The sequence below is a fragment of the Acetobacter farinalis genome, assembly GCF_011516935.1.
Taxonomy (GTDB): Bacteria; Pseudomonadota; Alphaproteobacteria; order Acetobacterales; family Acetobacteraceae; genus Acetobacter; species Acetobacter farinalis.
The window spans coordinates 651,943-664,598 of sequence record NZ_WOTF01000001.1; the positions used below are offsets into that span (position 1 = coordinate 651,943).

Genomic DNA, 12,656 nt, shown 5'->3' on the forward strand with positions numbered 1-12,656 from the left:
CCGTTGTTTTAAAAAGATTTCAGGAGGGCTTCGATGTCTGCTGGCGTGCCAACAGAACTGGTTGAAACTTCCGGATCAATACGGCGCACAAGGCCAGACAACACTTTGCCCGCGCCGATTTCAACAAACGTATCAACACCCATGCCCGTCATGGCCTCAATGCTTTCACGCCAGCGCACACGGCCCGTGACCTGCTGGGTCAGCGCCTGACGAATCGCATCCGGGGCGGTCACTTTTTCTGCGGTCACATTGGCAATGACGGGGATGATCGGGGTGGCGATCTCGGTCGTGGCCAGTGCGTTTGCCATGACATCTTCCGCCGGGCGCATCAGGGAGCAATGGAATGGGGCCGAAACAGGCAGCTTGACGGCCCGTTTGATGCCCATTTCCTTGGCCAGTATGATCGCGGCGTCGATTGCAGCCATGGTGCCGGAAATAACGATCTGGCCGCCACCATTATCATTGGCGATTTCCAGAACCCCGCCCTCACCGGCTTTTTCACAGATCTCCTGAGCCTGAGCGAGTGTCGCGCCAATCAGGGCGGCCATGCTGCCCTCACCAGCCGGAACAGCTTTCTGCATGGCCAGCCCGCGTGTGCGGAGCAGACGGGCCGCCTGCGCAACACCAAAAGCGCGGCCAGCAGCCAGCGCGGCATATTCGCCAAGAGAATGCCCAGCCAGCAGAGTCACTTTCCCGGCCAGATCCAGTCCGCCCTGCTCTTCCAGAACCCGCAGGACGGCCATGGAAACAGCCATGAGGGCGGGCTGCGTGTTTTCCGTGCTGGTCAGAGCCTCCATCGGCCCTTCAAAAATGGTTTTGGAGAGCTTTTCGCCCAGAGCGTCGTCCACCTCCTCAAACACGGCGCGTGCTGCGGGAAAGGCTGCGGCAAGATCTGCCCCCATGCCGACGGACTGGCTTCCCTGCCCTGGGAAAATAAAAGCGTAAACAGCCATATTACCTACTGTTTCAAGAGGTTCTTCAAGCCTGTCAGGCTGAAATCAGATCACATGCAGTTCATGGAGCGTTGTTTGAAAACGAGGTTTCGCCATCACGGAGAAGGCGCTGACAGACGCAGAAGGCGCGCTGTCAGGGCATGAGGTGGAGAGTGTTTTCAAACCAGCGCCCCAGGAGAGAGTGGGAAGATACGTTGCCTGTGGTCAGCGCACAATACGCCAGCGCAACACCAGGAAGGCATCCCACGCGCTGGCAAGGATTTCGTGGCCAATCCGCACGAGTGTGCGAAACAAGCTCTCCCGGCCCATGAGCGGGAACGGAAAAGGCACGGCCCGCACGCGCCATCCGGCCAGACGCATGAGCAGCAGGCAGCGTGGCATGTGATAAGTGCTGGTTGCCAGTGCGAGGGTGCACTCTTCAAGTGACTGTTCCTGAAGAATTTTTGTGCAATACAGGATGGAGTCAAACGTATCTGTCGCAGCGGGTTCCACAAGGATTTTTTCTGGGGCGACCCCAGCGTCAGTCAGGAGCCTGTGCATGACAGCGGCTTCCGTATGGCCTGCGCGGGGCACGCCGCCTGTCACCAGATAAAGGGGGTTTGTCTGGTGCGCACCAAACTGGACCGCCGCCTGAACCCGGTGCTGCAAGGCTGGAGAAGGAGAGCCGTCAGCCCGGAGTGCCGCGCCAAAAATAATAATTGGCGTGACGGCGCTCTCGCCAGTTTTTTCACTCAGGCGCGGCTTCGCACGCGTCATGCCGGGGGGAGAAGCAGCACGCGGTTCAGGCGCTCCAGCGTGTGAAAGGTTTCCTGCCAGATGGTGCGGAATTTCGTGTCCGGCACGCCGCGCGTTGCGAGAATGGCGGCCAGATCACCCACTGTGCGGCTTCCATCAATCAGCGGCAGAAGCCCTCGGGCCTGTGCAGGCAGAGGGACAGGCACAACCAGTGTCCCGAAGGCAAACGGGAGCGTATGGTCAGCGCGCATCTGCTTGGCCAGTTCAACCCCCGGAATTTCCCGCATGACAGGCACGGCCTCAAAAGAGGACGCATCCGGCGGCGTGGGTTTGCGCCCTTTGCGGGTCACATACACCACATGTGTTGCCATGTTGCCGCTCAGGCTTTCTGCGAGACTGGCCTGTTCACGCAGCGGGAGGTGCGCGATCCGTGCCCGCACCTTGGGGTCGGGCAGGAACAGGGCGGGGTCATAGCGCGCGGGTTCCATCAGGCAGGTGGTTTCCAGCCCCGCCCCGTCCAGAAGGTCCAGAAATGCCCCGATTGTGTAAGCACGGTCTCTGGGGTTGAGAAGCAGGTCATAGAGCCCTGCATCGCCACCGCTCAGATGGTCTCCAAAATTGCCATTCTGCCGCAGCCAGGCTGTAGCGGGCAGATGCCGCATGACCCGCTTTGCCATATCAAGCCGGGTGGCCGGGGGTTCATCACAGGGGGCCAGTTGCTCCAGCGCCTCTTGCAGCATGTAGACGCCAGTCCGGCCATAGGGGGCGTAGACCATCAGCCCCATGCCACCACCGGGAGCCAGTATGGAAGTCAGGCCGTCCAGCGCGGCTTTCGGGTCCGGCAGGTGGTGGAGCACGCCGCAGCAGTCAATGTAGTCAAAGTGCCCGAGCGCAAGTGTTTCCAGCTCCGTGAGTGAGCCTTCCACAAACCGGATATTACCGAGTTCACGTGCTTCGGCGCGTGCCCGCGCTATAGAAAGAGCGTGCGAGGAGCGATCAAGACAGACGACTTCTCCCGCCCGTCCCTCCCGCGCCATCTGGGTGGCGAGCATGATGGCACCATCCCCGGTGCCGCACCCGGCAACAAGGGCGCGCAGAGGCGTGCTGCGGGGCCGCTGCGCACCAAAAACCCAGTAATCTATTTCCCGCAGATGGCTTGGGCTGCCAATGAGCAGACGCCTGTGTTCATCCTGCGGGTTCCGCTCCGGGTATGGGTATGCTTCATACTGCGCGGCCAGTCCTGTGTCCCGTGCGTCGGGGCTGGTGTGGTCTGTCATGCCCGGCTTCCTTTCAGCGTGGCAGCAGTTTGCCCCGCTGCCAGGATTCTGCGGCTTCTTCTGCCGTCAGCCCTTCTGTGCGCATGGCAAAATCCATCGCGCTGATCACTTTTGTGCTCAGCATCAGTTCATCCAGCTCGTCCTGCAAATCCTGATCCATATCCTCGGTAAGGCCGGGCCGCATCAGCATTCTGGCTTCCTGCTCCTTGCCCATGCTGCCTTTTGGGTCGGACAGGATGCGGAAGCCGCCCTGATGAAACAGGAAGCACGGCTGAACGAGCGGCATAAGGATGCACTCTTTGGCGTTCAGGGCCGTGGTGAGTGCCGCCAGCGCCTCCTCATCCGGCATTACCGCAAGGGTAAAACCTGCCTCGGCCAGTGCGTAGTCTGCCATCATCTGTTCGACGCGGGTCCGCAGGGAGGCGGGTGTGATGATGGTGCGGGAGAGTTCCGGGCCAGCCTGTGCCACGTCATTGAGGGAAACAACAGGTCCATCTTCGCGCGAGATGCAGCAATATGCGCCGGGGTTGAACAGCCTTCCGAGGGGTGTCACACCCGGTGCCAGCAGGTCTGCGTCGTCCTCTGGCAGCCATGCGGAGATATAAAGATCAACCTCGCCATTTTTCAGCATGTCCGCCAGTGCGGCCTTGGGGCCGATGACGATTTCAGGTTCGACATCATGCGCTTCCAGAACCCGGATGATCGCCGCCGCTGTCGCCTCATGAACTGTTGAGTCTGGATGGGCGAGAGTTATCGTCGTCATATCATCTTCCTTAAAGTCGGGCTTGCAGGTCTTGCCCAGTCCTTGCAGCAGGAGAAGAGCCGATGCGCAATCCCTGAATTGGCGTTACCTGCCCTTCTTGTGACATGCGATGCGCTGCTGAACAGGGTTTGCACACTTATTTTGCAGGCTGACAGCATATCATAAAAAAACACTCTGACGCAGGACGTCAGAGTGTTTCAGAAAGAAGCTGTGTTTGTGGAAAATGCGACGGGCGACCGCCGCGCGCCTGCGTTATGCGGCGACAATTTTTTCCGGGCGCGGCAGAACCGGCCGAACCATGTGCAGCGCATCCGCAAAAGAGCGGAACTGGCCCAATGTGTTTTCGCGAATGGCGTCCATCACAACCCAGCTGATTCCGCGGGAATAGATTTTGTAGGCCGGGTCTGCCGTTTCACGCACCCAGATCAGAACATAGTCGGACGACACACCTGCCTGCCGCTGCTGGACAGAAAAGATGTCCGCATCACAAACGCCCATGGGCAGGCCTGCATTCAGCCAACGGGACAGATATTCCCGATGGGCTGACAGAATTTCCAACTGAAACGGGATAACATTGCTGACAGATGGGGCATCATTCTTACAGGGCATCAGAACTTCCATTTCCATCGAACACCAGAGGGTCTTTCTGTGTCCAAATGTAAAATGGCAGTTTCCGGAACGCCAAGATAAAACGCGGCTTTGCGCCTCAGAATGAGGCAGAAACTTCATAAAGTTGCGCAAAAACCACAAAAAAAGAAATATTACTAAAAGTTAATGCCTATTTTTTGGTCAACCGCCTTTTTGTTGCTCAGCGAAGTTAAAACTTCGCTGAAACCATGAGCGATCCGTAGTTGAAGAGCCCGGACTTTGCGCCATCAAACTGCTGAGTCTGCCATACCTGGCTGTAGGACACGCGAAGCCCGTAGAACATCACGGCCAGACCTGCGTGGATTTCACCCACATCCCATTTCTTGCGGACATGCAGGGAATTGCTGCGCATGGTGTTGCCTTCAAGAGAGGCATCATAGCCAACGGCTTCTCCGGTGACGCCACCGAAGAAATACCAGGCGAAGGGGCGCGTTGCCTTATAGGCATCCGTGCCATCCGTGCCGGCGGCCTGAATGGTCGGAACGCCGAAATCGCTATCAAGCCCCTGCCCGATCCGGATCATGTCGCCAATTTTGCCGTAGATCTGATAGTCGCCGATAGCAGCTGCGGCTGAGGGCAGCATGTCGAATTCAATCGGACCAAGGTGCGCGAGCGGCAGGCGCCAGGTGCGGCCGCCCTGAACCTGAAAGATTGGCTGATTCTGGAGCTGGTGGCTCCAGCCCTGATTCTTCGTGTCCCCAATCGCGCCATGGAAGCCGTTCTGCAACTGCCGCCCCAGACCTGCCGGACCCATGACACCAACCTGAATGCCCAGCACGCTCCGGGACGTATCCGTATCATTGATCAGGTTGATGGTGCCCAGCAGAAGGCTTGCGTAAGGGCGGTCACGCAGAAGGCTTGTGTGCGGCTGGCCTGCGGGCCACGGGCTGGAGGCCTGCGTATCGCGCGGTGTGAAAATCAACTGCTGGAGTCCCATGCTGATACGCTGAACCCCTTCCCCCCAGATTGCCTTGTTGATGGCGGCAATGGGTGTGGGCAGTGTATCCGTGCCGGATGTCCAGTTCAGGCGCAGGCCGCTGGTATAATACTGGTCAGAGGTGCTTTTCAGAGTCGAGACGGCATCGTTCTCGCCCTGCAGGGTCCATGTTCCCTGCTTGTCCTGCAAAGGGGTCGCGTGTGCGGCGGAACGGGAGGCAAGAGCGCTGCCGGCCAGCATAAGGGTTGCAGCAGCAATATGCCTCACGCGGGGCAATTTCATGACGGTGGACATAGCTTTCCTCTCGTTCTGCCTGATGCAGATGCAGTTTTATTTTCTTTAATTGATTGCGTCGCAACAAGAAACCCCGATTTCTGCCAGTCAACCTGACAGAAGCTCCTGATGCGCGTCTCAGTCTGCCAGACTATCACAAAAATGTTATGACTGGAAAAAGACGTGAAACCCTGCGTGATCTCATGCTTTTCTGTAGCGACACCACACTCGGTATGGTAAGGAAATACTTGGGTGTGGTTGCAGGGCAATCGGCCCGTTTTTCAATATCTGGAGAAGCAAATGCCTTCTCCATGCTCCAGGATCAAGACCGTTGAGAAGTAACAGGACCGACCGCAGCTCTCGTTCTCCGCGCCGCGGCGGATTTGACGACGATTTTATGTCAACACCGTCCTATGGCGAACGCCCCGCCTTCGGTGGTGGTGACCGTGGCGGATACGCTCCGCGCAGACCCGCTGGTGGTGGTGGCCCGCAGGTTATCGCTTCCGGTCCGGAAATCGGAGCGACTGTCAAATGGTTCAACAGCGAAAAAGGCTTCGGCTTTGTTGAACTGTCTGACGGTTCAGGCGATGTCTTCCTGCATGCCAATGCCCTCTCTCAGGCTGGTCACGATGGCGTAAGCCCTGGTGCAACACTGTCCGTGCGCATCGGTCAGGGTCCGAAGGGCCGTCAGGTTGCAGAAGTCATTTCCGTTGATGAAAGCACGGCTCAGCCGGAACGCCCGCGTGGCGCACCTGGTGGTGGCTTTGGTGGCGGCCCGCGTGGCGGCGCTGGTGGTTTTGCCCGCGCACCGCGTCCTGCCCCCGATCTGTCTTCTGCTGAAGAAGTGCGTGGCACCGTGAAGTGGTACAACGCCACAAAGGGCTTCGGCTTCATCACCCCGGATGGCGGTGGCAAGGACATTTTTGTTCACGCTTCTGCTCTTGAGCGGTCTGGTCTTGCCAGCCTCAACGAAGGTCAGGTCACGAATGTGCGGGTTGTTCAGGGCCAGAAAGGTCCGGAAGCCGCTGCAATCGATGCAGACTAAGTTTCATACGTCTGTATGAAGCAGGAAAAACCCCGCCTTGTGCGGGGTTTTTTTTATGGGCTTTTGAAAAGTCGGGAGTGTGAAGGCTGCGGCTCTGTGAGGCTGGAGTCTGGCCTTCAGCCTTTAGTAGTCTCCGCGCCCCTTGTTTCGGAGCAGTCTGGCTTTGTCTCTCTGCCAGTCGCGGTCCGCAATGGCATGGCGTTTATCCACGCTCTTTTTTCCTTCGCCCAGACCAAGGGTTACTTTCGCGCAGCCGCGGGCATTGAAGTGGATATCGAGCGGGACCAGCGTGGCCCCTTCCCTTGCAACTGCACCCAGATATTTCTCAATCTGTTTGCGGTGCAGCAGCAGCTTGCGGGGCGCGCGCGTATCAAAACGGGATAAGACACCGCCCTGATATTCGGGAATATAGCTGTTGAACAGCCATAGTTCCCCATTCCGTTCCGCAGCAAACGCTTCAGCAATTGTCGCACGACCCAGACGCAGGCTTTTCACCTCAGCCCCTTTCAGGACCAGACCCGCCTCAATTGTTTCTACAATAGTATAATTAAAGCGGGCCTTGCGGTTCTGCGCGGCAATACCATGAGAAATCATGGTCGGTTTTGCTGGTTTTTTTGCCATGGTTCAGTTCAGGAGCCCTGTATCCACCAGAGCGGCACGGACAAGCTTGCGCGAATGCTCCGAAATCGGGGCCAGGGGCAGGCGGCAGGTTTCTCCTGCCAGACCAAGAAGGCTGGCGGCATATTTCACGGGCCCCGGATTGCTTTCACAAAAAAGGGTATCGTGCAGGGGAAGGAGCTTATCCTGCGTGGCAATGGCATCCGTCAGGCGGCCTGCCTGCCAGTCTGCCTGAACACGGGCGCACAGGGCTGGCGCAATATTCGAGGTAACGCTGATGCAGCCATCTCCCCCGGCGGCAAGGAAGGAAACCGCCGTGCCGTCTTCGCCCGAAAGCTGGTTGAAGTGTTTGCTGATAGCCCGGCGGACCTGCAGCGGCCGCAGCAGGTTGGCCGTTGCATCCTTTACACCGATGATATTGGCGTGGCGCGCCAGCCGTGCCGTGGTTTCCACGCTGATTTCAACAACCGAGCGCCCGGGAATATTATAGAGGATGACAGGGATGGAAATAGCATCCGCAACTGCCATGAAGTGCTGGTAGAGGCCTTCCTGTGTCGGCTTGTTGTAATACGGGGTGACAACAAGCACAGCAGAGGCACCGGCTTTTTCAGCATGCTGCGCCAGATCAACTGCTTCTGCCGTGCTGTTCGAGCCAGCGCCTGCAATCACGGGAACACGGCCTGCGGAAATTTTTATGGCCCGTTCAATAACGGCATGATGCTCCTGGTGCGACAGGGTCGGGCTTTCCCCCGTGGTGCCCATGGCGCACAGAGCCGAGGTGCCCTCTTCAATCTGCCAGTTCACCAGATGTTCAAAGGAGGTGAAATCCAGGCTGCCATCCCGGTTCATGGGGGTAATCAGCGCGGTGATGGAGCCTGTAAAGCGTGTGTCTGACATGAGCTGTCGTCTATCCCGAAATGGCGTCTGCTGGGCCTGAAGTCTGGTCTTCAGAGGAAGCGCCGGTCATGTGCCGCCGGAAGGGCGACTGCGTGTATACACCTAGAATTTCAGCATTCTCAGTAAAAAATTCAAGTTCAGACAAAGCTTTGCCCAGCTTCTCATCATCCGGATGACCTTCAACATCCATCAGGAAGCGTGTTGCGGCAAAGCTTCCGGCTGTCATGTAGCTTTCCAGCCGTGTCATGTTCAGGCCGTTGGTCGCAAAGCCCCCGAGGACTTTATACAGCGCACCGGCGACGTTTTTCACGTTGAAAAGCAGGGTCGTCATGACATGTGGCGCACCCCGCGCGGGGCGTTCTGGCTCGCGGGAGGCAATATAGAAACGTGTGGTGTTATGTCGGGCATCTTCCACATTTCTGAGCAGGATATCCAGCCCGTTGAGTTGGGCGGCCAACTCGGACGCCACGGCGGCTTCTTCCTTTTTCCCCCAGAGTGCGACTAGTTCCGCAGCGCCTGCGGTGTCAAACTCCGTTACCGGAGTGAGCCCGCGTTCACGGAGCAGGTTGCAGATCTGCCCCATGGCGACCGGATGCGTATGCACGCGCTTGATATCCTCAAGCCGCGCTCCGGGCACGCCGAGCAGGCAGTGTTCGATGCGCTGGAAATGCTCTCCCACAATATGCAGGCCGGACGCAGGCAGGAGTGTGTGAATATCAGGCACACGCCCAGCCAGACTGTTTTCGCATGCCAGCATAGCCTGATCCGCACGGCCGGAATGCACGGCCTCAATAGCCCCGGCGAAGGTCTTGCAGGGCAGAGTGCGCCAGCCCGGTCTGGCTGTGCGGCATGCCAGATCGGAATACGCGCCCGGAGTGCCCTGAAACGCTATGATTTTGTCACTCATGCCTGTGTCGTGCCCTGAAAATGCGTGCCTTGAAAATGCTCATCCTGAAAATGTCGTCTGGCCCGCTCCAGATCAGCCGGGGTATCCACCCCGAACGGAGCCACTTCGATACGGGCGCAGCCGATGCGCATTCCGGCTTCCAGAGCGCGGAGCTGTTCCAGGTTCTCACGGCGTTCAAGGCCGGACTCCGGCAGGGAGACAAAGCGTTTCAGCGCCTCACGACGCCAGCCATAGATGCCAATGTGATGCCACAAGGTCCCCTCACCCCAAGGAATCGGGGTGCGTGAGAAATACAGCGCAGGCGCACAGAGGGTATCGGCTTCAAAATGGCAGGCAACCTTCACCACGGATGAGGCCTGCTTTTCTTCTTCAGACAAAACAGGGGCGATCAGCGTGCCGATATCATAGGCCGGGTCGGGCATCACACGCATGACGGCGCGCAGCGCATCCGGCGAAAGTGTGGGAAGATCCCCCTGAAGATTGATGATGACATCATGTGCGCCATCCGGATCAAGTACCTGCGCGGCCTGCCAGGCCCGGTCCGAGCCGGATGGAAGGCCCGGGTCTGTCAGCACGGCGCGGCCGCCAGCCTGTGTCACAACGTCATAAATAGCCTGATCTGCCGCGGCAACGGCAACCGGCCCCACATCGGCTGCCAGAGCGACGTCCAGCACGCGCAAAATCATGGCGCGTCCGGCAATTTCGGCCAGCGGTTTGCCGGGCAGACGTGTGGAGGCAAGCCGGGCGGGAATGATGACAAGCGGAGAGATCATCAGCTTGCTCTGGAATACGGCACAGAATATAGCCTTGGAACGATGTGAAAACGCTGCCGAAACTGGCACGGTCTCCTGCTTAACAGGAAGCGGCGCGCAGTCTAGAAAAGGCGTGAGCCAAACGCAACCGGAGGAACCGGCTTCTCGGATGGACAGCATGTTTCTCAATCGGCTTGGGGCGGCCGTTCTGCTCTCGGTCGTGTCTGTATGGGTCTGTCATGCCGCAGGTTTCGCCCTTGTGCCGCAGACAGCTCCGGCAAAACCTGCGTTTTCTCTTCCGGGGCAGGACAGCAAGCCCATAGCGCCGTATCTGGCGCATGCCGATGCCTCGCGGGGTGATGCGCTTGTTCATCAAATCTGCACAAGTTGCCATGCCCTGAATGAAGGTGCGTCCGATGGCGTTGGTCCTGATCTGGCCGGGGTGACAGGCCGTAAGATCGCGGGTCTTGCTGGGTATGCATATTCCGCAGCGCTGAAGGGGCAGGCCGGACATGTCTGGTCCGATCAGGCCCTTTCGGACTGGCTGACCTCCCCTGCCCGCTTCGCGCCGGGCACGCGCATGTCTCTGGTCGGGCTGACTGATCCGGCTCAGCGGGCTGATGTCATCACGTATCTGCATACGCTGGGGGATGCGCGGCCCCTCGCCACTCCTCCCGAAGCCAAAGGAACACCATGACTGATGATCTGACACCCTTTCTGGATGTTGCGACCATGATGGCGGATGCCGCCCGATGTGTGGTGCGCCCGTGGTTTCGGCGTGGGGTTACCGTGGCGGACAAGGCGGATGAAAGCCCCGTCACGATTGCGGACCGGACTGCCGAGCGTGTGATGCGCGCCATCCTGGCGGAGCGTCTGCCGGAGCATGGCGTCTTTGGGGAGGAATTTGGCCTTGCCAATGAAGCCGCCCGGTATCGCTGGCTGCTGGACCCGGTGGATGGGACCCGCGCTTTTGTGACTGGCCGCCCGCTTTTTGGAACCCTGATTGCCCTGCTGCGGGACGGTGAGCCTGTGCTGGGAGTGATTGATCAGCCTGTCCTGCAGGAACGATGGATTGGCCTTGCGGGTGCGGCAACGCGCTTCACCTCCCCTCTTGGGGGTGTTGCGGTGACACGCCCCTGCCTGCGTCTGGCTGATGCCGAACTGTCCTGCACTTCGCCTGAAATGCTCGAAAGTGCGCCGCATGATGGCTGGAAGACGTTGAAGGCACGCGCCAAGCGCATGACATGGGGAGGTGACTGCTACGCTTATGGTCTGCTGGCGCTGGGGCAGATCGACCTTGTTGCGGAATGCGACATGAACCCGTGGGACTGGGCGGCTCTGGTGCCTGTGATTGAAGGTGCTGGTGGAAAAATTACCGCATGGGATGGCAGCCCGCTGAGAGCGGATGGGGACCGTACCGTGCTGGCCGCAGGCAGCCCTGCCCTGCATGCGGAGGCCGTACGCGCCCTTGCCGGACATGGCTGACAGGCAGACTGATTTTAACGATTCCGCGTATCAGACCTATGAATTTACCGCATTTTGCGATAGGGCTGCGCTTCGGCACAACAGGTATGGTCATTCCTCATGAGCACGCAACTGTCCCTCCCCAAGGATAAGATCCGCATTCTGCTGCTTGAAGGCATTCACGATAGTGCCGTCGCTCTTCTGAAAGCCAGCGGTTATGAAAATGTGGTTTGCCACAAGGGAGCGCTGGAAGGCGAAGCCCTGAAGAAAGCGCTGGAAGGTGTGCATATTGTCGGGATTCGCTCCCGCACACAGTTGACCAGAGAGGTCATAGAAAGTGCTGACCGCCTGATTGCCATTGGCTGCTTCTGCATCGGGACCAATCAGGTTGATCTGGATGCCGCGCGGATGAACGGCATTCCCGTTTTCAACGCGCCTTACAGCAACACGCGCTCGGTGGCGGAACTCGTCATGGGCGAAATTGTCATGCTCATGCGCCGTATTTTCCCCGGTTCTCTCGGCTGCCATCAGGGCCTGTGGAATAAATCCGCAGCCAATAGCTGGGAAGTGCGCGGCAAGACGCTTGGTATTGTTGGCTACGGCTCTATCGGCTCACAGCTTTCCGTGCTGGCTGAAGCCTTCGGCATGCGCGTGATTTATTATGATGTGGTGGACAAGCTTGGCCACGGCAACGCCATACCGGTTGATACGCTGGAAGACCTGCTGAACCAGAGCGATGTGGTGAGCCTGCATGTGCCGCAGTTGCCGTCCACAAAAAATCTGATGAAAGCGGAACAGATCCGCGCCATGAAAAAAGGCTCCTTCCTGATCAACAATGCCCGCGGCAATGTGGTTGATCTGGACGCGCTGGCTGAAGCCCTGAAGGACGGGCATCTGCTGGGTGCGGCGGTGGATGTGTTCCCCAAAGAGCCCAAAGGCCCGAATGACCGGCTGGAAACACCCCTGCTCGGGCTGGATAACGTGATCCTGACACCACATATCGGTGGCTCCACGGCGGAAGCGCAGGAACGTATTGGCGTGGAAGTAGCCCGCAAGCTCATTGAATATTCCGATGTTGGCTCCACTTTTGGTGCGGTCAATTTTCCGGGGGTGCAACTGCCGCAGAGCCCGCGCGGGACACGCTTCATGCATGTGCACCACAACGTTCCGGGCATGATGATGCGCCTGAACGAAATCTTCCTGAAGCAGACCTGCAATGTCACCGCCCAGTTCCTGCAGACTGATGGTGAGATTGGATATGTGGTTGTGGAAGCGGATACAGGGAAAAACAAGGATCTGGATGAGACCATCCTGCATGCCCTGCGCACTCTTGAGGGTACCGTGCGGGCCCGCCTGATCTATCAGGGGCATTGAGAGCATAAGCCCC

Annotated in this window: 14 protein-coding genes; 4 read left to right on the forward strand and 10 right to left on the reverse strand. The window is 58.6% G+C overall.

Features of this window, described 5'->3' with window-relative positions; all coding sequences use genetic code 11:
- Positions 1–8: 8 nt before the first annotated feature.
- From fabD to GOB82_RS02995, 6 genes are all read right to left on the reverse strand, one after another.
- Positions 9–953, reverse strand: coding sequence for an ACP S-malonyltransferase (fabD, locus tag GOB82_RS02970; protein WP_166119334.1), 945 nt, complete (start codon positions 951–953; stop codon positions 9–11).
- Between the two features lie 204 nt (positions 954–1,157).
- Positions 1,158–1,709: a YdcF family protein gene (locus GOB82_RS02975; RefSeq protein ID WP_166119337.1), complete on the reverse strand. Its 552-nt coding sequence runs from the start codon at positions 1,707–1,709 to the stop codon at positions 1,158–1,160.
- On the reverse strand, positions 1,706–2,965 hold the full coding sequence (locus GOB82_RS02980; RefSeq protein ID WP_166119340.1) for a class I SAM-dependent methyltransferase: 1,260 nt from the start codon (positions 2,963–2,965) through the stop codon (positions 1,706–1,708). The genes GOB82_RS02975 and GOB82_RS02980 overlap by 4 nt, the downstream gene beginning before the upstream one ends.
- A 13-nt stretch (positions 2,966–2,978) precedes the next feature.
- Positions 2,979–3,728: a glycine betaine ABC transporter substrate-binding protein gene (locus GOB82_RS02985; protein ID WP_166119342.1), complete on the reverse strand. Its 750-nt coding sequence runs from the start codon at positions 3,726–3,728 to the stop codon at positions 2,979–2,981.
- Positions 3,729–3,980: 252 nt separating this feature from the next.
- The gene (locus tag GOB82_RS02990; protein WP_166119344.1) at positions 3,981–4,337 is read right to left on the reverse strand and encodes a hypothetical protein; all 357 of its coding nucleotides are present in this window, start codon (positions 4,335–4,337) and stop codon (positions 3,981–3,983) included.
- A gap of 208 nt (positions 4,338–4,545) precedes the next feature.
- Positions 4,546–5,607, reverse strand: a complete 1,062-nt coding sequence (locus GOB82_RS02995; RefSeq protein ID WP_166119347.1) for a lipid A deacylase LpxR family protein — start codon at positions 5,605–5,607, stop codon at positions 4,546–4,548.
- A gap of 310 nt (positions 5,608–5,917) precedes the next feature.
- On the opposite strand from GOB82_RS02995, the gene GOB82_RS13500 reads away from it, so the two are divergent.
- Positions 5,918–6,631: a cold-shock protein gene (locus GOB82_RS13500; protein ID WP_166119349.1), complete on the forward strand. Its 714-nt coding sequence runs from the start codon at positions 5,918–5,920 to the stop codon at positions 6,629–6,631.
- 123 nt (positions 6,632–6,754) lie between these two features.
- On the opposite strand, the gene smpB is transcribed toward GOB82_RS13500, so the two are convergent.
- From smpB to GOB82_RS03020, 4 genes are read right to left on the reverse strand one after another with little or no spacing between them, the layout of a single operon-like run.
- The gene (smpB, locus tag GOB82_RS03005; RefSeq protein ID WP_166119352.1) at positions 6,755–7,252 is read right to left on the reverse strand and encodes an SsrA-binding protein SmpB; all 498 of its coding nucleotides are present in this window, start codon (positions 7,250–7,252) and stop codon (positions 6,755–6,757) included.
- Positions 7,253–7,255: 3 nt separating this feature from the next.
- Positions 7,256–8,146: a 4-hydroxy-tetrahydrodipicolinate synthase gene (gene dapA / locus GOB82_RS03010; RefSeq protein ID WP_166119355.1), complete on the reverse strand. Its 891-nt coding sequence runs from the start codon at positions 8,144–8,146 to the stop codon at positions 7,256–7,258.
- A 10-nt stretch (positions 8,147–8,156) separates the two neighbouring features.
- Complete coding sequence (locus tag GOB82_RS03015; RefSeq protein WP_166119357.1) at positions 8,157–9,053, reverse strand: prephenate dehydratase; 897 nt, start codon at positions 9,051–9,053, stop codon at positions 8,157–8,159.
- A complete protein-coding gene (locus GOB82_RS03020; RefSeq protein ID WP_166119720.1) occupies positions 9,050–9,826 on the reverse strand; it encodes a 3-deoxy-manno-octulosonate cytidylyltransferase in 777 nt (258 codons plus the stop codon). Before GOB82_RS03020 ends, GOB82_RS03015 begins: the two co-directional genes overlap by 4 nt.
- Positions 9,827–9,974: 148 nt before the next feature.
- Here GOB82_RS03020 and GOB82_RS03025 point away from each other — a divergent pair, with 148 nt between their 5' ends.
- From GOB82_RS03025 to serA, 3 genes are all read left to right on the forward strand, one after another.
- Positions 9,975–10,502, forward strand: coding sequence for a c-type cytochrome (locus GOB82_RS03025; RefSeq protein WP_166119360.1), 528 nt, complete (start codon positions 9,975–9,977; stop codon positions 10,500–10,502).
- The gene (locus tag GOB82_RS03030) at positions 10,499–11,290 is read left to right on the forward strand and encodes an inositol monophosphatase family protein (protein WP_166119362.1); all 792 of its coding nucleotides are present in this window, start codon (positions 10,499–10,501) and stop codon (positions 11,288–11,290) included. Before GOB82_RS03025 ends, GOB82_RS03030 begins: the two co-directional genes overlap by 4 nt.
- A 99-nt stretch (positions 11,291–11,389) precedes the next feature.
- Positions 11,390–12,643 (forward strand): phosphoglycerate dehydrogenase, encoded by a 1,254-nt coding sequence (serA, locus tag GOB82_RS03035; RefSeq protein ID WP_166119365.1) that lies wholly within the window; start codon positions 11,390–11,392, stop codon positions 12,641–12,643.
- Positions 12,644–12,656: the final 13 nt, after the last annotated feature.

What these genes read in the sequence shown, in the direction of transcription:
- fabD (WP_166119334.1), bottom strand. Translation starts at nt 953, where the DNA reads ATGGCTGTTTACGCTTTTATTTTCCCAGGGCAGGGAAGCCAGTCCGTC.
- GOB82_RS02975 (WP_166119337.1), bottom strand. Translation starts at nt 1,709, where the DNA reads ATGACGCGTGCGAAGCCGCGCCTGAGTGAAAAAACTGGCGAGAGCGCC.
- GOB82_RS02980 (WP_166119340.1), bottom strand. Translation starts at nt 2,965, where the DNA reads ATGACAGACCACACCAGCCCCGACGCACGGGACACAGGACTGGCCGCG.
- GOB82_RS02985 (WP_166119342.1), bottom strand. Translation starts at nt 3,728, where the DNA reads ATGACGACGATAACTCTCGCCCATCCAGACTCAACAGTTCATGAGGCG.
- GOB82_RS02990 (WP_166119344.1), bottom strand. Translation starts at nt 4,337, where the DNA reads ATGCCCTGTAAGAATGATGCCCCATCTGTCAGCAATGTTATCCCGTTT.
- GOB82_RS02995 (WP_166119347.1), bottom strand. Translation starts at nt 5,607, where the DNA reads ATGTCCACCGTCATGAAATTGCCCCGCGTGAGGCATATTGCTGCTGCA.
- smpB (WP_166119352.1), bottom strand. Translation starts at nt 7,252, where the DNA reads ATGGCAAAAAAACCAGCAAAACCGACCATGATTTCTCATGGTATTGCC.
- dapA (WP_166119355.1), bottom strand. Translation starts at nt 8,146, where the DNA reads ATGTCAGACACACGCTTTACAGGCTCCATCACCGCGCTGATTACCCCC.
- GOB82_RS03015 (WP_166119357.1), bottom strand. Translation starts at nt 9,053, where the DNA reads ATGAGTGACAAAATCATAGCGTTTCAGGGCACTCCGGGCGCGTATTCC.
- GOB82_RS03020 (WP_166119720.1), bottom strand. Translation starts at nt 9,826, where the DNA reads ATGATCTCTCCGCTTGTCATCATTCCCGCCCGGCTTGCCTCCACACGT.
- GOB82_RS03025 (WP_166119360.1), top strand. Translation starts at nt 9,975, where the DNA reads ATGGACAGCATGTTTCTCAATCGGCTTGGGGCGGCCGTTCTGCTCTCG.
- GOB82_RS03030 (WP_166119362.1), top strand. Translation starts at nt 10,499, where the DNA reads ATGACTGATGATCTGACACCCTTTCTGGATGTTGCGACCATGATGGCG.
- serA (WP_166119365.1), top strand. Translation starts at nt 11,390, where the DNA reads ATGAGCACGCAACTGTCCCTCCCCAAGGATAAGATCCGCATTCTGCTG.